The sequence below is a fragment of the Aeromonas sp. CU5 genome (assembly GCF_002586745.1).
Lineage (GTDB): Bacteria > Pseudomonadota > Gammaproteobacteria > Enterobacterales > Aeromonadaceae > Aeromonas > Aeromonas sobria.
In genome coordinates this window covers 1,136,837-1,157,225 of record NZ_CP023817.1, presented here as the reverse complement: position 1 = coordinate 1,157,225, position 20,389 = coordinate 1,136,837, and the positions used below count along the sequence as shown (strand labels likewise).

The following is a 20,389-nucleotide window of genomic DNA, read 5'->3' as shown; positions in this document are numbered from 1 at the left end:
CTTATTATTAACGTTTCACTAACTTCAGGGAAGGATAAACTCAAACTTCTGTTTGAAATGTGTATCCGATCAAGCTTCTGCGTCTTGTTGCAAACGAATCCACATCGCCTGCACCAATTTCTCATCCTCTTCGGATAGCTCCCCTTGCAAGATCGCCTCGTTGAGGCTGCGCAATACATAACTTTTGATATCTCGTACCAGCGTCTTGCCTTCCAGTTCAGCCCGGGCAACTGCCAACGAGATATGACCTCGCAAGTAACCACCGGCAAACAGCTCATCTTCGGTTGCGGTGGCAACCATGCTGTCGATCAGTCCCAACAACTTGTGCTCAAAATCGTGAATTGTCATGTAACGCAGCCTCATTTCCAGAGTGGCTGGCAAAAAAATTGCCGGGAAAATAATTCGGGGTATGGAACCGCAATTCGGGTGACTGCGGCTCTCTGGCGCCAGGCCAGCAGCGTCCTTGGCGTCCTATTCCGGGTTGGCCACCGGGTAGATGACCTGATCCTTGTATCCCGTGGTTATTTGCAGATAACCACGCAACGCCCGGTTCAATTGCAGATCATCGGTGTCCACCAGCAGCGGCCTGCCCGCGAGGGCAGCCAGCTTGGCTTTGGTTGCCAGCACCTGGATATTGTCCAGCCCGACACACCGAATCACCTCAGGACTCAATTGCTGATTTCCGCGCCCGAACAGATGTCCCTGTCCGCCGATCAGGGTAATGATCAGTCGGCAGCGACGGCCACGGATCCGGGTCAGGATCTCGACGGCGCTGAGATCCTGCCCGATAAGTCGGCCATTTTCCACCAGATCCACACCGAGCAAGCTATTTTCCAGACCCAGCTCAGCCATGCAGGCCGCCACCGTGCTGCCGGAGCCCATCAGATAGAGAGTATCGGGCTCCATCTGCTCCACCACACCGGCGGCCAAGTCGGCCAGCACCAGCTCTTCAGACTCCCTGCCCCCCTGTTTGACCGCCTGCACATAACGCAGATCGCCGGGCACCTTCAGCTGGCCGTAGTGGCGGGCCCGCACCTTGCCGGCACGAAACGCCTCCTCGTCGATGTCACGCACCTCGGCATCGATCAGGCTGAGCAATTCCCCTGCGATCATCCGTGCCACCACCCGCCCGCTGGCCCCGGGGGTCACCCCGTAGACCCCGGAGTGGATCTTGCACCCCGCCGGAATGCCGAGCACATGGCAGGACTCCCCCACCGCGGCGCAGATATCCCGCGCCGTACCATCACCACCGGCAAACAGCAGCAGATCGACCCCGGCTTCGCGCATCAGCTCGGCCGCATGGCGGGTGTCATCGGCTGAGGTCATCTCTGCGGTCGGACGATAGATGACCCGACAGGGCAGCCCCAAGGAACGGGCTACTGTCTCCCCCATCTCTCCCGCCACCGTCAGCAGTTCGAACGGAGCGCTCAGCTCGCACAGTGGCAACAAGGCTTGCCGCGCCCGCTCCTGCGCTTTGGGCTCTGCGCCACGGGCCAGCGCCTCGGCAACCACGCCGTCACTACCCTTGAGGCCCACTGCGCCGCCAATCCCGGCGACCGGATTAATGATGAACCCTAATCGAAACATGCCTACCTCCCTTGCGATGTTGGCATTTTTATCTTTTTACACCAGAGGGACAAGCCGCCGCCCCCCTGCTAGAATGCGCTGCTTCAATTTTTCAACCAATTTTCAACCAAGGTTCAATCATGCTGGAATGGGTTCTTGATCCCTCTGCCTGGGTCGCTCTCGCCACCCTTACCCTGCTCGAGATCGTGCTGGGCATCGACAACATCATCTTTATCTCCATCCTGGTGGGTCGCCTGCCGGAGGCCCAGCGCCAAAAAGCGCGGGTTCTGGGTCTGGGGCTCGCAATGGGTACCCGGATCCTGCTGCTGCTCTCGCTCGCCTGGGTGATGCGCCTCACCGCGCCGCTCTTCACCGTGCTGGGTGAAGCCATCTCCGGTCGCGACCTGATCCTGCTGCTGGGTGGCCTGTTCCTCATCGGCAAGAGTGCCCACGAGATCCACGTCACCCTGGAAGGGGCAGCCGAGCCGGAGAGTGTCAGCAAAGCGGCCTCAGGCTTTATCAGCACCCTGATCCAGATCGCCATTCTGGATATCGTATTCAGCCTCGACTCGGTGATCACCGCGGTCGGCATGGCCGATCACGTGCCGGTCATGGTGCTGGCCATCATGATCGCCGTCTTCATCATGATGTTTGCCGCCAAGTCCATCGGCGATTTTGTGGATACCCACCCCACCATCAAGATGCTGGCTCTCTCATTCCTGACGCTGGTGGGCTTTGCCCTGATGGCTGAGGGGATGGATCTGCATATTCCGAAGGGCTACATCTACTTCGCCATGGCCTTCTCACTGCTGGTCGAGATGATCAACATCCGTCTGCGCAGCCATCACGACAATAACGGTCAACCGCGTTCACAATAATTCCAAGCCGGATGAATGTGCGATAGCGATTATCGCGATCCAAAAGAGCGCCTATTCAGGCGCTCTTTTGTCATGGTTGACTGTATAGAGCTGTGTTTATTGATCGCTGATCACGATAGCGACCCGACGATTGGTGGCGCGGCCGTCTCTGGTGTGGTTATCGGCGATCGGCATGGTCGCCCCGCGGCCATGGATCTCCAGATTGGCGGGCTTCATGCCCACAGAGATCAGCACATCCGCCACTGACTGAGCTCGCGTCAAAGAGAGCTGCTGATTGTAGCTGCTCTCGCCGGTGTTGTCGGTGTGGCCATCCACCCGCGCCTTGTCCAGCCCTACGCCCAGCAGGGTGTTGCCCAACTTTTCGACCACCTGACGAGTCTGAGGGGTCAGCTCACCCACGTTGTTGGCAAACAGCACCCGATTAGCAAGATCCAGTGTCCAGCCCTCATCGCTCAGATAAAAACCCTGCTCCTTGAGCACGGCGATCTGCTCCGGGGTCAACCCCTTGGGCGCGCTCTGGCAACCAGCCAGCAGCGACAACATCAACCCCAGCAGGGTGACTTTCAACAGGTGGGTGATCTTCATGGTTTGCTCCTTGTTTATGTTGTTATTCTTGCCAGTCAGGCGATGGTTTGCTGTTCGCTGCGGCGCGCCCGTTTCGCCAGATACATGGCGGCATCGGCCTGATCACACAGCACGCTGGCACTCATGCCAACCTGATAGACGGCAAAGCCGATACTCACCCCGGCTACCAACTGGCGACCATCACGCAGCGCTACCGGTTCGCTCATCGCCTGCTGGATGCGGCCAATCACCTCTTCCACCTCATGCTGACGCTGAAGTGGGCCAACCAACACCGCAAACTCGTCGCCACCGAGGCGAAACACCAGATCGTCCGGACGCAACTGATGTTGCACCCGTCTTGAGAGGGCGATCAGCACATCGTCGCCACCATTGTGGCCGAAGGTATCGTTGATCTGCTTGAAGCGATCGCAGTCGAGATAGAGCAGCGCAAATCCCCCTTGCTCGCCCGCAGATATCGCCTGCCCGAGCCGCGCTTCAAACAGGGCGCGATTGGGCAGTCCGGTCAGGGCATCGTGGGTCGCCTGATGGAGCAGGCTGGCATTTTCGCGGGCCTGATGGGCCTGCCAATCCTGCAGCTCATCCAGCAGGGCATTGAAGTCATCCCCCAGCTCGTTGAGTTCGACGATATCGGCCGGCGGCACACGCATCCCCAGGGTGCGTTGACGGCGCACCGAGTGGGCCACCAGCGCCAGTTGGCGCAGGGGTGACGTGATGGTGACCTGCATCCGCCCGGCCACATGGAGTGCCAACATGGCACTCAGGGCGAGACAGAGCGCCATCACCAGCACCACCGAGAGCAAGAACAGCAACAGATACTCGCCATGACCGCGCAGCTCGATGGTGGCGATCTGCTCGCCCCCTCGCAACATGGGGATCTTGACCGGCCCCGGCATCAGCAGTTGGGCCAGATAGTCCTCCAGTGTCACCAGCGGGTTGCTTCTTGGACGCACCCAGTTGGCAAACTGCTGACCATTGTTCAGAAAGATGGTGGCCTCGGCCACTTCTTCATGGGCAACAATGCCGCTCAGCGCCTCGCTCGCCGCCTCCTCATCGTGGAACACTACCGCCGCTTCGGCGCTGTAGCTGATAGCGCGAGCCACCAGTTCCAGATTGTGATCGGCGTACAACCGCACCACCAGCAAGGTAACAAGAGTCAAAAACAGTCCCGCTACGCTGACGGCGGTGATGGCCGCCACCAGATGGGTGCGCCCCAGGCTCTGACGCAGGGTCAGACGGCGGGAAGCCACGATCGGCGGTCGACTCATGGGGCCTCCTGGCCGGCATGGGCCAACTTGAGCACAGCGGGGTGCACCTTCACACCACTTAACGCCAACGCATCAAGATTAACTTTAAAACGTATCCGCTCTTGGTCTTGAGAGGTCTGCAGGCAGAACACCGAACTGCTGGTGCAGTCGTGGTTGTATTCGCTGATGCTGAGCACGGGGTGTCCCTGCAGGCGGGCAAACAGCGCAATCCGGGTCGGCTCGTCGAGTACCCCCAGATAGAGCACATCGCAGTTACTGCTGATAGCCGGATCGTTCGCCTCGTAGCGATTGACCTGTACCCGGCGGCCATTAGCTTGACGGTTGATGGTAAAAAGGTGGCCGGCATATTCGGTCGGCGCCGCCACGCACATGCGCAGCACCGCAGGCTCGGCGGGCCAGCGGGTGTAGCTCAGTAGATCGAGCACTAATTCCCTGACCGCCGTTGCCCGGCTCTCCGCTGCGGTTTCCGACTGCACTGTTTCCGGCTGCACTGTTTCCGCCAACCCGCCACGGGGCAGCAGCAGCCCGAGTGCTACCAGCACGGGCACCAGACAAGCAATGATACGGGGGCAATAGCGTAACAACATGATCAGAAACTGGCCGCCTTAACAACACCGCTGCAACTGCACTGCGGCTCGGATATATAGACGCTGATAGTAAGTTGGCGAGTGATGGCCTGACAAGGCTCCCTCTGTTGTCATTACTCACCGCCGTATAAATAAACGAAAGAGCCCGTCTGGCGACGGGCTCTTTGGTGGCGGGCATCAAGGCGCAGATCACTTCTTGCTGATACCGTATTCTCGCAGTTTATTGGCGATAGCTGTGTGCGACACACCCAGGCGCTTGGCCAGCTGACGGGTTGACGGAAAGGAGGGGTAGAGTCTTGCCAGCAACTGGCTTTCGAAGCGCTTGACCGCATCGTCCAGGTCCCCTTCGAACCACTCGTCAATCAGCGGCACTGTGTCGGCGGTGACCGGCAGGTCAATCTGCTCCGGCCCCAGCTCATCCCCTTCCAGCAACGTCATGGCACGATAGAGGCAGTTGCGCAGCTGGCGCACGTTGCCCGGCCAGCGGTAGGCGGTCAGGTAGTCGGCCATGTTGCGGGTAAAGCGCGGGCGAGGCCGCTGCAATTCGCTGGCAAAGCGGGAGACAAACTGCTGGGCCAGCACCATGATGTCCGCCTTGCGCTCGCGCAGGGGGGGCAGCGCCAGACTCAGCACGTTGAGGCGGTAGTAGAGATCTTCACGGAAGGTCCCCTCGTGCACCAGATCCAGCAACTGCTTCTGGGTGGTGCAGATGAAACGGACGTTGACCTTCACCTCCTGCTCGTCACCGACCCTGCGGAACACCCCATCCTGCAACACCCGCAAAAACTTGGTCTGCAGATGAGGTGACATGTCGCCGATCTCGTCCAGCATCAGGGTGCCGCCGCTCGCCAGCTCCAGCACACCGCGCTTACCCTCTGTGTTGTTGCCAAAGGCGCCGGGGGCATAACCAAACAGCTCGCTCTCGGCCACGTTATCCGGCATGGCGGCGCAGTTAAGCGCCATAAAGGGGTGGCTGGAGCGCAGGCTGGCAGCATGGCAGGCGCGGGCCAGCAGCTCCTTGCCGGTGCCGGTCTCGCCGACGATGAGCAAAGGTGCATCCTGCATCGCCAGTTTGCGAGCCTGACCTAGCACCTCTTTCATTTTGAGGCTCTCGGCCTGCAGGTGCTCGAAGCCCTCCACTTCCACCGCATGGAGCGCGCTGAAGTGCATGCCAACCCGGCGGGCCGACTTGAGTACCACCACGGCACCAGCCAGCGCCTGTTTGCCGCGAGCTTCCGCCACGAACAGCGGCATCAGATCTGCCAGATACTCTTCGCCATTGAAGCTGAGCTTGCAGGTCTGCGGCTTGATCTCGCTCGCTTCCAGCCAGCGGGTGAAAGAGAAGCCCTTGACCAGCGAACCGAGCGCCACGCCGCGCACCTCCTCCACCGGCAAGCCGAGGGTGGTGAGGGCCGACTGGTTGGCCTGGGTCACCTTGCCCTTGCTGTCGAGGGAGAAGACCAGATCCGGCAGCGCCTTGAGCAACGCCTCAATCTCGTGGTGCTCACGCTCGGAAGGCATGTAGGGGATAGTCTTGACGTCGTAGACACCGGGAATGCGGCGGATCTCCGGCATCAGGTGCTGAAAATCGCTGAACTCCAGCTCGGGAAAGTTGAGATAGATGATGCCTGAGGTATCGATTTCGATGCCGCGCAGATCGATATTGTGCTCCACCAGACGGTCGAGCAGTTCCCGGGTCAGGCCCAGGCGGTCTTCACAGCTGACTTCAAGACGCATTCGGGACACACTTCCTAGCTAACTCTATGAATGAGCGGATAATACAGTCTCGATCCCCCCAGTGCGAGCGCCAGCCCATAAAAATGCGGGCCTACGCTGCTTTCGCAGGCAGGCCCGGGTCAACCGATGACGCTGGTGTGTGATGAGATTATCGGAGCAACTGATCGGTTCGCGCCGCCATGATGAAGTCGTTGCGGTGCAAGCCGCCGATCTTGTGGGTCCACCAGCTGACGGTCACCTTTCCCCACTCGGTCAGGATGGCGGGATGGTGAAACTCCGCCTCCGCCAGTTCCCCCAGGCGGTTGGTGAAGGCGAGCGCCTCCTTGAAGTTGCGAAAGGGGAATTCCCGCCGCAGTTGCAACGCCCCCTCCACCACCAGCGGCTGCCAGTCGGGAATAAGCTGCATCAGCTCGCGCAGCTCCTCATCACTCACCTTGGGGGCATCGGCGCGGCACGCTTCACACTGCTGGCAGGCCAGTTCGGACATGGGTTACTCCTGCTTGAATTAATGAAAAATTAATGAAAATGAAATAGGGTTATTTGCCTGCGGTCAGCTCGCCTGCTTGCCAGCGACAACCTCAAAGCGCGGCGGATAGAGGCCAAGCCGACTGGCCTCGGCCAGAGCAGCCATGATCTCCTCCCCGGTCAGCTGGTAGAGATGATCGAGACTCGGCAGCACAAAATAGGTGGGCTGCATGATGTCGATGCGATAGGGAGTGCGCAGCACGGTCAGCAGATCGAAAGGTTGCAGCAGCGGCTTGCCGGAGAGGGCATAGGCGGTCTCACCGATGGAGGAGAGAATGCCGCCGCCATAGATGCGCAGCCCATCCGCCGTGGCCAAGAGGCCAAACTCCACGGTAAACCAGTAGAGCCGCGCCAGAAAGACCCGCTGCTCCTTGCTCGCCTGCTGGCCAAGCTGGCCGTAGAGGTGGGTAAAGTGGGCAAAGGCCGGATTGGTCAGCATGGCGCAATGGCCGAAGATCTCGTGAAAGATATCGGGCTCTTGCAGGTAGTCGAGCTCGTCCCGCCGCCGGATAAAGGTCGCCACCGGAAACTGGCGATTGGCCAGCAGGGCGAAGAAGCGATCGAACGAGATAAGCGCAGGCACCGCCGCCACCGACCAGCCGGTAGCAGGCTGCAAGACGGCGTTGATCTCGGCCAGCTGGGGGATGCGATCACGGGGCAGCCCCAGCCGGTCGAGGCCAGCCAGATACTCGTCACCCCCCTTGCCCTCGAGAGCAGCGAACTGGCGTTCAATCAGGATCTGCCAGGTGCCGTGCTCTTCGTTGCTGTAGTGGATCACCCCGTCAGCATCCGGCTGGTGTGCGGTGTAAAAGGTTGCCATAGCTGTTCCATCCTCTGGCGCCACATCAAGGCGCCTTGCCGTTTCATCACGGTTTCACTGTAACGAAATGGCAACAAAAAAAGCAGCCGACCCATGTGTCGGCTGCCTGAAACAGTTGTAAATAAATTGTGACAACCAGCTAACCAATCCCCACTACAGCTTGACCATGATATGGCGCGGCACCGTGTAATCCTCCAGCGCATAGAGGGATAGATCCTTGCCATAGCCCGACATCTTCATGCCGCCGTGGGGCATCTCGGAGGTGAGCATGAAGTGGGTGTTGATCCAGGTGCAGCCATATTGCAGGTGACTGGCCACCTTGCTGGCGAGGCTCAAATCCTTGGTCCAGACCGACGAGGCCAGACCATAGTCCGAGTCATTGGCCCACTGCACCACCTGCTCGGCATCATTGAAACGGGTCACCGACACCACGGGGCCAAACACCTCACGCCGCACGATCTCATCCTCCTGACGGGCCCCGACAATCAGGGTCGGCTCGAAGAAGAAGCCGTTGCCGGGACGGATCTTGCCCCCTGCCGTCACCTCCACATGACCACTGCTCTGGGCCCGCTCGACAAAGCTGGCGACCCGGTTGCGCTGTCTGTCCGAGATAAGCGGCCCCATCTCCACACCCTCCTCGTACTGGCTGCCCACCTTGATGGAGGCCACCGCATCGGTCATGGCAGCGACGAACTTGTCGTAGATCTTGCCCTGGGCATAGATACGGCAGGCGGCGGTACAATCCTGGCCGGCGTTGTAGAAGCCGAAGGTGCGAATGCCCGCTACCACCGCCTCCAGATCCGCATCGTCGAAAATGATCACCGGTGCCTTGCCCCCCAGCTCAAGGTGGGTGCGCTTCATGGTACGGGCGGCGCTCTGCAGGATCTTCTGGCCGGTGGCGATATCGCCGGTGAGCGACACCATACGCACCAGCGGGTGCTCCACCAGCGGCGCCCCCACGCTCTCGCCTCGCCCGCAGATGACGTTGATGACGCCGCGCGGGAAGACCTCGCTGGCCAGCTCGGCAAGGCGCAAAGCGGTGAGCGGGGTCTGCTCGGAGGGTTTGAGCACCACCGTATTGCCCGCCGCCAGCACCGGCGCCATCTTCCAGGCCGCCATCATCAGCGGGTAGTTCCAGGGGGCGATACTGCCTACCACCCCGATGGGATCGCGGCGAATCATGCTGGTGTGCCCCTCGATATACTCCCCCGCCAGCGGCCCTTGCAGGCAACGGGCCGCCCCGGCAAAGAAGCGGAAGCAGTCCACCACCGCAGGCAGCTCGTCGTTGAGCACCGCCAGATAGGGTTTGCCGCAGTTGAGGGATTCCAGCGCCGCAAACTCCTCGGCGTGGCGCTCGATGAGATCCGCCAGACGCAGCAGCAGGTTGCTGCGCTGGGCCGGGGTGGTGCGGCTCCACTGGGCGAAGGCGCGCTGGGCACCGTTCACCGCCCGGTTCACCTGTTCGAACGAAGCTTCGGGTACGGCGGCGATCTGCTCGCCGTTGGCCGGGTTGAGAATGGGTTCGGCCTGCCCCTCGCCGGTCACAAACTGGCCATCAATCAAGAGTTGGGTAGAGAGTTTCATGGTTGCATCCTTGCGCACGCGTTGAGTCATCATTTGCCACTGCCAGCGACATCATGGGTGTCGCGAGTGAGGTAGTAGGCAAGCAAAATGGGGATAGTGGTGAAGGCCACTATGATGAGGGCCACCACGTTGGTGACTGGCCTGTCTCGGGGGCGGATCAGCTCCTGATACATCCAGATGGGCAACGTGGTCTGCTGGCCCGCCGTGAAGGTGGTGACGATCACTTCGTCAAAGCTCAGGGCAAAGGCCAGCATGCCCCCCGCCAGCAGCGCCGTGGCCAGATTGGGCAGGATCACGTAGCGCAGGGTCTGGAAGCCGTCGGCCCCGAGATCCATCGATGCTTCGATCAGCGACTGGTTGGTACGGCGAAAACGGGCCAGCGCATTGTTGTAGACCACCACCACGCAAAAGGTGGCGTGGCCGATAACGATGGTCCAGAAGCTGAACGGGATCTCCATCAAGCCGTAGGCCGAGCGCAGCGCGATACCGGTGACGATGCCGGGCAGCGCGATGGGCAGCACCAGCAGCAGTGACACCACCTCCTGACCGAAGAAACGGCTGCGGGCAATGGCCCCTGCCGCCAGAGTGCCGAGGATCATGGCCACCAGCGTCGCCAATCCCGCTACCTCCAGCGACAGCTGGATGGCGCGCCACACATCGGGGCGATTGAGGGTCACCTCGAACCACTTGAGGGTGAGCCCAGGGGGCGGAAACTGGTAACTCTTGCTCTCGCTGGTGAAGGCGTAGAGGAAGATAAACAGAATGGGAAAGTGCAGGAACAAGAGCCCACCAATGGCGGCGTACTTGAGCAGGCCCGAAGGGCGCTCTCCCTGACTGATCACTGAGCTAGCTGACATGACGGCCTCCTTGCTGCCGGTTCAAAGCGAGATGGTCAGAGTGCATCGAACGCCCCCAGTCGTTTCGCAATCGCCAGATAGATGGCGATGATGAGGATTGGCACCAGCGAGAAGGCGGCGGCAAAGGGCAGATTGCCCGCAGTTCCCTGCTGCATGTAGACCACCTGGCCGATATACATGGTCGAGTTGCCGATAATGCCGGGGATGATGTAATCGCCGAGGGTCAGCGAGAAGGTGAAGATGGAGCCCGCCACCACACCGGGCAACGCCAGCGGCAGGATCAGGTTGCGAAAAGTCTGGGCAGGTGTCGCCCCCAGATCGCTGCTCGCCTCCAGGAGGGAGCGCGGAATACGCTCCACCGCCGCCTGAATGGGCAGGATCATGAAGGGCAGCCAGACGTAGACGAACACGATAAAGGTGCCGAGCCGCGAAAAGGAGAGCGACGGGCCACCTATCACCGGCAGGGAGAGGATGGCATCGAGCAGCCACTCCAGCCCCATGCTGTCGGCCAGCCAGCTCACCACCCCCTCCTTGGCCAAAATCAGCTTCCAGGCATAGACCCGCACCAGATAGCTGGACCAGAGCGGCAGCATGATCCCCACATAGAACAGCGCCCGGGTCTTGCCACTGGTGTAGCGCGCCATGTAGTAGGCAACCGGAAAACCGAGCAGGGCGCAAGCCAGGGTCACCAGCAGCGACATGCCGACGGTGCGGGCGATCACATCCAGATTCTCCGGCCGCAACAGGGCAACGAAGTTTTGCAGCCCCAGTTCGTGGCGCACCTGACCGCTGAACTCGTCCAGCCCGAACAGGGAGTTGGAGAGCAGCATCAGCAAGGAGCCGACATAGATGATGCCGAGCCACAGCAACGGCGGCCCCAGCAGGATCGCCAGCAGCAGGCCGGGTCGACCATAGAGCAGGGTCGAGAGGCGCCGCAGCGGCCTGAAACGGGCAGGTTCGGGCTGATGGTTCATGGCAAGACTCGCACTGTGAGGGGCACTCATGGCTGCGCCCCTTGATGAGCGGCGCTCAGGCGATGGATGGCCTGCTCCGGCCAGCTGAGGCTGACCCTGCTGCCACGGGCCAGACGGGCCTGCCCCTCATTGGGGTGATTGACGATGATCTCGAGCTGCTCCCCGAGATCGACCCGATAACGGACGAAAGGACCCAGATACTCCACCTCGCGGATCTCCCCCGACCAGCCCGGCGCGCCTGCCTCACTGAGCCGGATCCGCTCTGGGCGCACCATCATCTGGCTGCCGTCGCCGCACAGCCGTCTGGCCTGCTCTCCTTCGAACAGATTGACGGTACCGACGAAGCGGGCCACAAACGGCGTCGCCGGAGCGTCGTAGATGGTATCGGGGGCGGCGATCTGCTCGATCTTGCCTTGACTGAAGATGCAGATCCGGTCGCTCATGGAGAGCGCCTCCTGCTGATCGTGGGTGACGAAGATAAAAGTGATGCCAAGCTGGCGTTGCAACGCCTTGAGCTCAAGCTGCATCTGCTCGCGCAGCTTGAGATCGAGGGCCCCCAGCGGCTCATCCAGCAGCAGGATGCGCGGCTGGTTGATGAGGGCCCGGGCGATGGCGATGCGCTGGCGCTGGCCGCCGGAAAGCTGGCTTGGGCGGCGCTTGCCGACCCCGGGCAATCGCACCAGCTCCAGCATCTCGTCTACCTTGCGGTAGCGCTCCGCCTTGGCGACCCCCTTGAGCATCAGGCCATAGCCGATGTTGTCGCGCACATCCATGTTGGGAAACAGGGCATAGTCCTGAAACACGGTGTTGAGGTTGCGATCATAGGGCGGCACAGTGGAGCAGGGTTCGCCAAACAGGCGGATCTCCCCGCCGCTCGGGTATTCGAAGCCTGCGATCATCCGCAGGCAGGTGGTCTTGCCGGAACCGCTCGGACCCAGCAGGGTAAAAAATTCCCCGGAGGGGATCTGGAAAGAGATGTCGTCGACCGCCTTCACCTCGCCATAGTGGCGACTGACCCGGTCAAATTGTACGGCGTTCATGGGGCGTCCTTGTCTGTGCAGGGATGGGCCGGACTCCTGTCCGGCCCGCTTGATTATCCGGTTTAAGCGGCTGTGCAGAGGTGGCGCAGCTCCCCTGCTGTTGGCAAGGTAGCAGCGGTTCCGACCACCTTGTTCACACCGCCTTAGCGACCGCCCAGAATGGCGATATAGTCGGAAACCCAGCGGTAATAGGGCACACAGGTTCCCTGGCTCTTGCACTGGGAGACCGGAGTGCGCCAGAAGCGAACCCGATCGAAGTTGTCGATACCGTTGGTTTTGCACCCTTTCGGGCCAAGCAGGGCATTACCCTCACAGGCGGCAGGTACCACAGGCACCGAGCCAAACCAGGAGGCGAGATCCCCCTGCAGCTTGTTGTTCAGGGAGTGCTCCAGCCACTTGTAAGCGCAGGTGAGGTTCTTGGCATCGCTGTGCACCATGCTGGTATCGGCCCAACCGGTGACGCCCTCTTTAGGCACAGTGGTGGCGATGGGCTGCTTGTCGGCGATCAGGGTATTGGCCTGGAACGGCCAGGAGCCGGAGGCAACCACCCCTTCATTCTTGAAGTCATCGATTTGAACGAAGGCATCATGCCAGTAGCGTCCCACCAGCTGGCGCTGCTTGCGCAGCAGATCGAGGGAGGCCTTGTACTGATCCTCGTTCAACTCGTAAGGGTCTTTGATGCCAAGGGCAGGCTGATGGGTCATCAGATAGAGGGCTGCATCTGCGATGTGGATCGGGCCATCAAAGGCCTGCACCCGCCCCTTGTTGGACTTGCCATCCGCCAGGGTCTGCTCCTCGAACACCACGTTCCAGGAGTCCGGCGCCTTGGGGAACACCTTGGTGTTGTACATCAGGATATTGCCACCCCACTGGTAGGGCACGCCGTAGTGCTTGCCATCCACTGTGTGCCAGGGGGCATTCTGCAGCCGGGGATCAATCTTGCTGTAGCTCGGGATGAGCGCCAGATTGAGCGGCTGCACCTTGCCACCGGCAATCAGACGGAGGCTGGCATCGCCGGAGGCGGTCACAAGATCGAAGCCCCCCTCGTTCATCAGCGCCACCATCTCGTCCGAGGTGGCCGCCGTCTTGACGCTCACCTTGCAGCCAGTCTCTTTTTCGAATCCGGTCACCCAGTCGTAGTTCTTGTCGGTCTCGCCACGTTCGACGTAACCAGCCCAGGCCACGATATTGAGCTGGCCTTCACCCTTGCCGAGCTCGGTCGGGGCAGCCTGGGTCTGGCCTGCCAGCAGCGCCGGGACAAGAGCCAGCATCAGAGGGGTCAATTTCATCATGCACTCCTTGCATTGTGTTGACTTGCATCAGGTGAAGGAACGCCGCCATGGGCGTTAACATCCTGTTAACCAGCAATGAGCTTAGGGGAGTGGCAATACGATGAATATTTCAATTTTTGGTGGCTCAGGTATCAGCTAAATCGATATCGAGTGCAGATGAATCTGAATTTTAGTGGCAACCCCGCAAGAGATGGCTAGCGAGGAAGCGCCTGACGGGCACGCAACCGGCTCTGATCCCGCGCGATATCGATAAATTCCCGCGCCGTCCAATCCAGCCGAGAACCACGGCGCCACACCAGCCCGATATCGATGGCGGGAATGGGCTCCTTGATGGTGCGCGCCTCGACCCGCTCCTGCTCCAGCGACCAGGGGCGATAGGCAAAATCGGGCAACAGGGCGACCCCGAGCTGGCTGGCTACCAGACTGCGCACCGCCTCCACCGACGCGGTGCGCAGTACGATGCGGGGGGAGATGCCGTAGCGGCGCAGGCCGCCACCGATGATTTGATCGAGCTGATCGGCAGTCAGCGAGATCATCGGCTCCTCCCCCAACGCCGTCAGGGAGAGGGTCGACTCGGCACAGAGCGGGTGGTTGGCCGCCAGCCAGAGCCGCAGTGGCGAGCGGGTCAGCAACTCGGTATCAAATGCCTCTTGCCGGATGGTGCGGTTGGTCATCAGGATCCCCACATCCACCTCGCCGTTGACGATCTGGTGCTCAAGGAAAGGCTGTTCATCCTCCTTCACCTCGATCTGTACCGCCGGAAAGGCACGGCGAAAGCGGCCGAGCGCCTCTGAGAGGTAGTAACCCGCCACCAGGGTGGTCACGCCGATGGTGAGTCGCCCCTGATCCTGCTGGGCCACCGCTTTGAGGGAGTGGCTCGCCTCGGTCATGGCGCCGAGAATACGGCGGGCGTGAAGCAAAAACTGGTGGCCCTGAGTGGTGAGAGTGACGCCGCGCGGGTTGCGCTCGAATAGCGGGGCGCCCAGTTCGGTCTCCAGCTCGCGAATGGCGCTGGTGACCGCCGACTGGGAGATATGCAGCTCGGCGGCGGCGCGGCTCACTGAAAAGCTGTCGGCCACGGCCACGAAATAACGGATCTGGCGAAAGGTAAAGTTCATCGGGCATCCTTGCCGATTGGTACGATTGGTGTGATTGATACGATTGACTGCCAGCTTAACCGTAAACGGGCGCCTCGCCAAAACCGGGCACTGCTGCCAACTCAATGATCTGCCGATTAAAACCATGCCCCTGCGGCTTGGCGATCACGACAGGGGCATGGGTCATCGCAGCAAGGTGCAGATAGGGCTATCAGGATTTGTTGAGATACCCCGCCAGCTGGCCGATCAGCCGCTTGCGCAGCTCGCCGAGTTTGGGTTTCTCGTCCGCACACCAGGGCAGCGGGCGGCACGCTTCTATGGTGCGCAGGCCCAGGCGGGCAGTGAGCAGCCCGGCTCCGACACCCTGTGCGGCGCGGGCGGAGAGCTTGGCGGTGAGCTCGGCACCCAGCAGATCCATCCCCACCTCGGTCACCAGCTCGGTGGCACCGGCGTAGAGCATGTTGCGAAACACCTGACGGATGAGACGAATGCGGCTCCAGTAGCCCAGCTCGATGGCATAGACATCGGCGATATCCTCGATCATCCGCAGGTTGCGCCACAGCATCAGCATCATGTCGACGGTGGCAAGCGGGCTCAGGGCCACCAGCACGGCGGCCTCCCCCGACCACTTGGCGACCCGCGCCTGCGCCAGCTTGTCGCGTTCGCTCAGTACCAGCTGACTGTAGAGGGTCAGCACTTCCCGATCGCTGTGGCTCTCATCGAGCTGGGCCAGCCAGGTTTGATACCCCTCGCGCCCCTTGTCGCCACTTTTGACCGCCAACCCTTCGCAGAAGGCCTGCCCCTGCCCTACCCCCTGATGGGCCAACAGATCTTCGGCGCGCGAGCGCACATCCTGACGCCGCTTGAGGGTGCGCAGTCGCAGCCACTCGCGCCCCACCACACTGGAGGTGCCCGCCGCCACCAGCGCCGAGGCTGCCAGCCAGGCACTGCCCCAGAGCGGAGTGGTGAAGAATTGCTCGTAAAGGAAGGCGCCATACTGGCCCAACGAGAGCAGACCGACCGCCCCCAGCCCCCAAGCCAACAGCCGATGGCGGCGGCGCGGTTTGCTGACGAGGGCGCTCTCCACCTCGGTGAGATCATCAAGCTCGTCGAGGCGCTCGAAACTCGCCTCCTCCAGCCGCTGGGCTGGCGCGGGCGGTCGCTCGTCACTGGCCACCGTCAAGGCAGGCTCAAGGATCACCTTGCCCTGCAGCGGCGGCCGCTCTTTTATCTGATCGTTCATCGCATTGCTCTCCTGAGTGCGGCGCAGGAAACAAACCCGGGCCGCACACCGTTATTCGAGGTGATCCCCGAGCAGAAACTCCAGCGCCGCATCGAGCCGGATATGGGGCAGCGCCTGATGGGCGCTCATGGGCATGGGGCGAAACGCCTGAAAATCAAAGCCCTGACTGTTCCCCCCCTGTTTATTCCACCATTGGGCAGGCGGAATATGGGGTGGAACTTCACCCGGGAACAGCAGCAGCGGCTCACCGCTCAGGCTGGTGCCGCGGATGGCGGGGAACTCGCGGCCATTGGCCACCCCCTTGCCCACTTCGGTCGCCTTGATGGCGGCGAGCGCCAGACACTCGGTGGTGATCCCCTCAAAACGGGCCTGCCCGCGGCCGCTGCGCACCAGATGCTGAAGCAGGGAGACCATGGGGGCATGCTGTTCGGGGGTGACGTGATCGGCCTTGCTCGCCACAAACAGCAGCTTGTCGATACGGGGCGAGAATAGTCGCCGCCACCAGTTGCTCTTGCCGTAGGCAAAGCTCTCCATGATACGGGCGATGGCCTGCTGCATGTCGCCAAAGCTGGCCGCCCCGGCATTGAGAGGCTGCAGGCAATCCACCAGCACGATCTGGCGATCAAAACCGGCAAAGTGCTGCTCGTAGAAGCCCTGCACCAGATGCTGTTTGTACTGCTCGAAGCGCTGCCTGAGAGTGGCGTAGAGGGTGCCATCGGCAGGCTCGCTGGCGGGCATCGCCCACACCCAGGGGACAAATTGCAGCATGGGGGCACCGGCATACTCACCCGGCAAGACGAAACGGCCGGGCTGGATCAGGTGCAGCCCCAACTCTTGTTTGCAGGCATGCAGGTAGGCGGTGTAGCGCTCGGCCAGCTCAGCCACCGGTCGTTCTTCGAAGCGCTGATCGGCCTGCCACCCGGGTGTCAGCCAGCTGGCGGCGAGTGCTTGCAGCTCGGCGCGGCGCAGCTGCTCGCGCACCTGTTCGCTCCACTGCTCGTAACTCATCTCCAACAGCGGCAAGTCGAGTAGCCACTCCCCAGGGTAATCTACCAGATCTACGTAGAGGGTAGAGATCTCCCCCAGATGCTTGCGCAGCGGATGGCGGGTGCGATAGCGAATTTCGATGCGTACCTCGGCCACCCCGCGGGTGGGCTCGGGCCAGGCCGGTGGATCGCCAAACAGGGAATCGAGGCCGCGCTCGTAGGCAAAGGTGGGAATGTGGGCATTGAGCTGCGGCACCCGGCGGGCACCGAGGATGCGCCCCTGGCGCAGGGCATCCCACAACGGCAAACGGCCATCGATGGCCGCGTGTTCCAGCTGGTTGACCAGCGCCGTGATAAAGGCGGTTTTGCCGCTGCGAGAGAGGCCGGTCACCGCCAGCCGGATATGGCGATCCCGCACCCGGTTCACCACGTCGTTCGCCTTGCTTTGCAGGCGAGTCAACTTCTGTTCCAGTTTATTGAGTATCAAGGCTTGACCCGTTCTCCCTTGGTGGTTGCATCTGGCGTGATCGACCGTGCGATAAGGCTGACTGGCTATCCGCATCGGAATGGTCAATCTGCCTGAGTGGCGTCAATGATGGAGCATCACAGGAGGCTCCACCATCGACGATGAATACTGACGATGGCTACTACAGCTTGCTGAATTCCCGCTGCAGGGTGAACTCCTTGGAGGTCACCAGCTTTTCGATCCGCTGAACTCTGGGCTCCAGCGCGTCAAGTTCCTGCGCAATACGGCCCAGCGCCTGATGAGGAGTGACCCCCGCCTGCCAGCTGCGCGCTTTCATCCGCACCTCGGTAAAGTCGGCATCCTCTTGCGAATAGAGGGTGACCGGCTTTTTGTCGAGCAAGAACCAGGCGGCGATATAGGCGGTGAAGGTGATGAAACCGGCGAAGATAAGGCCACTGATGGCCAACAGCCGCACGATCCAGGTCTCCACCCCGAAGTACTCTGCCAAACCGGCACAGACCCCGGCTATCTTGCCGCGCTGGGGATCACGGTACAGGTTACGCCCGTCACGACTCACATTGCTCATACCTTGTTCCTCCAACCGGGCACTTCCGCATCCAGAGTCGACTCCAATACTGTGCCGACCCGCTCCGGCTTTCCGCCACGGTCATGGCATCTCTCATTGAAAACCGTCATACCTTGTTTCTCCAACCAGGAACCTCGGCATCCAGGATCGACTCCAACGCGCCGACTCGCTCCTGCATCTTCTCGGCACGGCCGAGCAACCCTTGCAGCTGTTCCCGCTCGCTATCGGCGAGACCGGCGCCAATCCGCCCCTTGGCACGGTAGTGCAGCACCAGCCAGATGGGGGCCACCACCACCATGAAGACCACCATGGGAACCATCAATACACCCAGCAGATCTTCCATCTGTTACTCCCCCTGTTTGCCTTCGCTTTTGTGCTCACTCTGACCCAGCTTCTGGCGCATCGCTTCCAGCTCGCGGCTGATCTGGTCGTCAACTTCCAACTCGGCAAACTGCTGCGCCAGTGCCTTGTCGGACTGACCCAGATCGGCGCGGGCTTCCATTTCGTCGATGCGACGCTCCATCCGCTCGAACTTGCTTACCACCGCCTGGCTCTCGCCACGGGCTACCTGGCTCTGCACGTTGAGACGGCTGCTAGCCGCTTCGGTGCGGATCGCCATCGCCTTTTGACGAGCGCGGGCATCTTCCAGCTTGGCTTCGAGCTGGCGGATCTCCTCGCCCAGCTTCTCGATGCCGCTGTCGACCGCTTGCTGTTCGCGGTAGAGAGTCTCTGACAACTCGGTCTGTTTCTTCTTCTCGATAAGGGCAGCGCGGGCCAGATCTTCACGCCCCTTGGTCAGAGCCAGCTCGGCCTTGGCTTGCCACTCGTCAACCCGCTCCTGATGACGGGTGACCTGACGGCCAATCTCTTTCTGGCTGGCGAGGAAACGGGCCAGATTGGAACGCTCCTTGACCAGCTCATCTTCCATCTCCTGGATGATCAGGCGCACCATCTTCTGGGGATCTTCGGCCTTGTCGAGCAGGGACGTCAGGTTGGAATTGATGATGTCGGCCAGACGGGAAAAAATACTCATGGTTGCACTCCTGTTGTTGGCATGGCGTTGTTTCTCCATTGACAATGGCAACTTGTGTGCCAATCTGGAATGAAATTTAACTTGTTGATTTATATGGGGCTGAAAGACCGAATTACAAGATGCCTGGTGCAAGTGATGATAAGATTCACCAACTTTTGGTAAGATTGACCAGCTTTAACAACCGACAGGGATCACTATGACCACGGCCACGGAAAGCCTGCTGGGGGAATCCAACGCATTTCTCGAGATCATTGAGCAGACCTCACGGCTCGCCCCGCTGCGCAAACCCGTGCTGATCATCGGTGAGCGGGGGACGGGCAAGGAGCTGATCGCTCACCGCCTACATTATCTCTCGGCGCGCTGGGATCAAAGCTTTGTCACCATCAACTGCGCCACCTTGAGCGAGAGCCTGCTGGAGACCGAGCTGTTTGGTCACGAGGCGGGCTCCTTTACCGGTGCGGCCAAACGCCATCAGGGCCGCTTCGAGCGGGCCGATGGCGGCACCCTGTTCCTTGACGAGCTGGCCACCACCAGCGCCCGGGTACAGGAGAAGCTGCTGCGGGTCATCGAGTATGGCGAGTTCGAGCGGGTGGGTGGGGCCAAGCCTCTCAAGGTGGATGTGCGGCTGGTCTGCGCCACCAACGAAGATCTCCCTGCGCTGGCCGACAGGGGGCAGTTTCGCCACGATCTGCTCGACCGGCTCGCGTTTGATGTGATCACCCTCCCCCCCTTGCGGGAGCGGCGAGAAGATATCCTGATGCTGGCGGAGCACTTCGCCCACAGCATGACTCGGGAGCTGGGTTATCCGCTGTTTGCCGGGTTCTCGCGCAAGGCAACCCAGCTGCTGCAGGATTACCACTGGCCGGGCAACGTGCGGGAGCTGAAAAACGTGGTGGAGCGCAGTATCTACCGTCAGGGCAATCCCCAACTGCCGCTCTCGACCCTGGTGATCAACCCGTTTGATTCCCCCTGGCGCCCCGGTGCCAAGAGTAACCTGCAGTTGCCAGAGGGGTCGGGTGAGGCGCCAATCGCCACGGCGATGAGCTTGCCGCTTGAGCTGAAACAGGCGGTGGCGGAGTTCGAGATTAATTTACTCAAGCAAGCGATGCAGCAATCCCAGTATAATCAGCGCAAAGCCGCTCAACTGCTGGCCCTAAGCTATCACCAGTTCCGTGGCATGCTACGCAAGTATCAGCTGCTCAATGATGATAACGAGGCAGAACAAGAGCAAAAGGAGTCCGATTTATGACGACTCCCGCAACACGCCA

The 20,389-nt window shown here is 61.1% G+C and carries 21 protein-coding genes; 2 read left to right on the top strand and 19 right to left on the bottom strand.

Annotation, left to right across the window (positions count from 1 at the left end):
• Positions 1-69 precede the first annotated feature (69 nt).
• Both CK911_RS05205 and CK911_RS05200 read right to left on the bottom strand, forming a co-directional pair.
• On the bottom strand, positions 70-348 hold the full coding sequence (locus tag CK911_RS05205) for a YfcL family protein (protein WP_042022445.1): 279 nt from the start codon (positions 346-348) through the stop codon (positions 70-72).
• A gap of 123 nt (positions 349-471) precedes the next feature.
• Entirely contained in the window at positions 472-1,587 is a 1,116-nt protein-coding gene (locus CK911_RS05200; RefSeq protein WP_098969224.1) for an ATP-NAD kinase family protein, read from the bottom strand.
• Positions 1,588-1,706: 119 nt separating this feature from the next.
• On the opposite strand from CK911_RS05200, the gene CK911_RS05195 reads away from it, so the two are divergent.
• A complete protein-coding gene (locus CK911_RS05195) occupies positions 1,707-2,444 on the top strand; it encodes a TerC family protein (RefSeq protein ID WP_042022442.1) in 738 nt (245 codons plus the stop codon).
• A gap of 96 nt (positions 2,445-2,540) precedes the next feature.
• Here the strand turns inward: CK911_RS05195 and CK911_RS05190 are convergent, their stop codons facing one another.
• The 17 genes from CK911_RS05190 to pspA all read right to left on the bottom strand — a co-directional run bounded on the left by CK911_RS05190 (position 2,541) and on the right by pspA (position 19,121).
• Positions 2,541-3,029 (bottom strand): OmpA family protein, encoded by a 489-nt coding sequence (locus CK911_RS05190; protein ID WP_042022440.1) that lies wholly within the window; start codon positions 3,027-3,029, stop codon positions 2,541-2,543.
• A 35-nt stretch (positions 3,030-3,064) separates the two neighbouring features.
• Positions 3,065-4,294, bottom strand: a complete 1,230-nt coding sequence (locus CK911_RS05185) for a diguanylate cyclase (protein ID WP_098969223.1) — start codon at positions 4,292-4,294, stop codon at positions 3,065-3,067.
• Positions 4,291-4,881, bottom strand: coding sequence for a YfiR family protein (locus CK911_RS05180; RefSeq protein ID WP_098969222.1), 591 nt, complete (start codon positions 4,879-4,881; stop codon positions 4,291-4,293). The genes CK911_RS05185 and CK911_RS05180 overlap by 4 nt, the downstream gene beginning before the upstream one ends.
• Positions 4,882-5,070: 189 nt before the next feature.
• Complete coding sequence (tyrR, locus tag CK911_RS05175) at positions 5,071-6,618, bottom strand: transcriptional regulator TyrR (protein WP_098969221.1); 1,548 nt, start codon at positions 6,616-6,618, stop codon at positions 5,071-5,073.
• A gap of 148 nt (positions 6,619-6,766) precedes the next feature.
• On the bottom strand, positions 6,767-7,105 hold the full coding sequence (locus CK911_RS05170; protein WP_098969220.1) for a 4a-hydroxytetrahydrobiopterin dehydratase: 339 nt from the start codon (positions 7,103-7,105) through the stop codon (positions 6,767-6,769).
• A gap of 63 nt (positions 7,106-7,168) precedes the next feature.
• Positions 7,169-7,963, bottom strand: coding sequence for a phenylalanine 4-monooxygenase (gene phhA, locus CK911_RS05165; RefSeq protein ID WP_098969219.1), 795 nt, complete (start codon positions 7,961-7,963; stop codon positions 7,169-7,171).
• A gap of 153 nt (positions 7,964-8,116) precedes the next feature.
• On the bottom strand, positions 8,117-9,547 hold the full coding sequence (locus tag CK911_RS05160; RefSeq protein ID WP_098969218.1) for a gamma-aminobutyraldehyde dehydrogenase: 1,431 nt from the start codon (positions 9,545-9,547) through the stop codon (positions 8,117-8,119).
• Between the two features lie 29 nt (positions 9,548-9,576).
• On the bottom strand, positions 9,577-10,404 hold the full coding sequence (locus CK911_RS05155) for an ABC transporter permease (protein WP_033138455.1): 828 nt from the start codon (positions 10,402-10,404) through the stop codon (positions 9,577-9,579).
• A 35-nt stretch (positions 10,405-10,439) separates the two neighbouring features.
• Complete coding sequence (locus tag CK911_RS05150; protein WP_098969217.1) at positions 10,440-11,408, bottom strand: ABC transporter permease; 969 nt, start codon at positions 11,406-11,408, stop codon at positions 10,440-10,442.
• The gene (locus CK911_RS05145) at positions 11,405-12,418 is read right to left on the bottom strand and encodes an ABC transporter ATP-binding protein (protein WP_098969216.1); all 1,014 of its coding nucleotides are present in this window, start codon (positions 12,416-12,418) and stop codon (positions 11,405-11,407) included. Before CK911_RS05145 ends, CK911_RS05150 begins: the two co-directional genes overlap by 4 nt.
• A gap of 143 nt (positions 12,419-12,561) precedes the next feature.
• On the bottom strand, positions 12,562-13,707 hold the full coding sequence (locus CK911_RS05140; protein WP_098969215.1) for an ABC transporter substrate-binding protein: 1,146 nt from the start codon (positions 13,705-13,707) through the stop codon (positions 12,562-12,564).
• 197 nt (positions 13,708-13,904) lie between these two features.
• On the bottom strand, positions 13,905-14,828 hold the full coding sequence (locus tag CK911_RS05135; protein WP_033138459.1) for a LysR family transcriptional regulator: 924 nt from the start codon (positions 14,826-14,828) through the stop codon (positions 13,905-13,907).
• Between the two features lie 190 nt (positions 14,829-15,018).
• Positions 15,019-16,050, bottom strand: coding sequence for a YcjF family protein (locus CK911_RS05130; RefSeq protein WP_098969214.1), 1,032 nt, complete (start codon positions 16,048-16,050; stop codon positions 15,019-15,021).
• A 51-nt stretch (positions 16,051-16,101) separates the two neighbouring features.
• Complete coding sequence (locus CK911_RS05125) at positions 16,102-17,523, bottom strand: YcjX family protein (protein ID WP_172953963.1); 1,422 nt, start codon at positions 17,521-17,523, stop codon at positions 16,102-16,104.
• A gap of 160 nt (positions 17,524-17,683) precedes the next feature.
• Positions 17,684-18,088, bottom strand: a complete 405-nt coding sequence (gene pspC, locus CK911_RS05120) for an envelope stress response membrane protein PspC (RefSeq protein WP_042009633.1) — start codon at positions 18,086-18,088, stop codon at positions 17,684-17,686.
• Between the two features lie 106 nt (positions 18,089-18,194).
• Positions 18,195-18,431 carry an envelope stress response membrane protein PspB gene (pspB, locus tag CK911_RS05115; RefSeq protein ID WP_042022412.1) on the bottom strand — a complete coding sequence of 79 codons (237 nt, stop codon included), beginning with the start codon at positions 18,429-18,431 and terminating at the stop codon, positions 18,195-18,197.
• 3 nt (positions 18,432-18,434) lie between these two features.
• Positions 18,435-19,121 carry a phage shock protein PspA gene (gene pspA, locus CK911_RS05110; protein WP_042022411.1) on the bottom strand — a complete coding sequence of 229 codons (687 nt, stop codon included), beginning with the start codon at positions 19,119-19,121 and terminating at the stop codon, positions 18,435-18,437.
• Between the two features lie 196 nt (positions 19,122-19,317).
• Between pspA and pspF the strand changes: the two genes are divergently transcribed.
• The gene (gene pspF / locus CK911_RS05105) at positions 19,318-20,370 is read left to right on the top strand and encodes a phage shock protein operon transcriptional activator (RefSeq protein ID WP_098969211.1); all 1,053 of its coding nucleotides are present in this window, start codon (positions 19,318-19,320) and stop codon (positions 20,368-20,370) included.
• The last annotated feature ends 19 nt before the right edge of the window (positions 20,371-20,389 follow it).

Bases quoted from the DNA above. Each gene is read 5' to 3' on its own strand.
- CK911_RS05205 (WP_042022445.1), bottom strand. From the start codon at position 348: ATGACAATTCACGATTTTGAGCACAAGTTGTTGGGACTGATCGACAGC.
- CK911_RS05200 (WP_098969224.1), bottom strand. From the start codon at position 1,587: ATGTTTCGATTAGGGTTCATCATTAATCCGGTCGCCGGGATTGGCGGC.
- CK911_RS05195 (WP_042022442.1), top strand. From the start codon at position 1,707: ATGCTGGAATGGGTTCTTGATCCCTCTGCCTGGGTCGCTCTCGCCACC.
- CK911_RS05190 (WP_042022440.1), bottom strand. From the start codon at position 3,029: ATGAAGATCACCCACCTGTTGAAAGTCACCCTGCTGGGGTTGATGTTG.
- CK911_RS05185 (WP_098969223.1), bottom strand. From the start codon at position 4,294: ATGAGTCGACCGCCGATCGTGGCTTCCCGCCGTCTGACCCTGCGTCAG.
- CK911_RS05180 (WP_098969222.1), bottom strand. From the start codon at position 4,881: ATGTTGTTACGCTATTGCCCCCGTATCATTGCTTGTCTGGTGCCCGTG.
- tyrR (WP_098969221.1), bottom strand. From the start codon at position 6,618: ATGCGTCTTGAAGTCAGCTGTGAAGACCGCCTGGGCCTGACCCGGGAA.
- CK911_RS05170 (WP_098969220.1), bottom strand. From the start codon at position 7,105: ATGTCCGAACTGGCCTGCCAGCAGTGTGAAGCGTGCCGCGCCGATGCC.
- phhA (WP_098969219.1), bottom strand. From the start codon at position 7,963: ATGGCAACCTTTTACACCGCACACCAGCCGGATGCTGACGGGGTGATC.
- CK911_RS05160 (WP_098969218.1), bottom strand. From the start codon at position 9,547: ATGAAACTCTCTACCCAACTCTTGATTGATGGCCAGTTTGTGACCGGC.
- CK911_RS05155 (WP_033138455.1), bottom strand. From the start codon at position 10,404: ATGTCAGCTAGCTCAGTGATCAGTCAGGGAGAGCGCCCTTCGGGCCTG.
- CK911_RS05150 (WP_098969217.1), bottom strand. From the start codon at position 11,408: ATGAGTGCCCCTCACAGTGCGAGTCTTGCCATGAACCATCAGCCCGAA.
- CK911_RS05145 (WP_098969216.1), bottom strand. From the start codon at position 12,418: ATGAACGCCGTACAATTTGACCGGGTCAGTCGCCACTATGGCGAGGTG.
- CK911_RS05140 (WP_098969215.1), bottom strand. From the start codon at position 13,707: ATGAAATTGACCCCTCTGATGCTGGCTCTTGTCCCGGCGCTGCTGGCA.
- CK911_RS05135 (WP_033138459.1), bottom strand. From the start codon at position 14,828: ATGAACTTTACCTTTCGCCAGATCCGTTATTTCGTGGCCGTGGCCGAC.
- CK911_RS05130 (WP_098969214.1), bottom strand. From the start codon at position 16,050: ATGAACGATCAGATAAAAGAGCGGCCGCCGCTGCAGGGCAAGGTGATC.
- pspC (WP_042009633.1), bottom strand. From the start codon at position 18,088: ATGAGCAATGTGAGTCGTGACGGGCGTAACCTGTACCGTGATCCCCAG.
- pspB (WP_042022412.1), bottom strand. From the start codon at position 18,431: ATGGAAGATCTGCTGGGTGTATTGATGGTTCCCATGGTGGTCTTCATG.
- pspA (WP_042022411.1), bottom strand. From the start codon at position 19,121: ATGAGTATTTTTTCCCGTCTGGCCGACATCATCAATTCCAACCTGACG.
- pspF (WP_098969211.1), top strand. From the start codon at position 19,318: ATGACCACGGCCACGGAAAGCCTGCTGGGGGAATCCAACGCATTTCTC.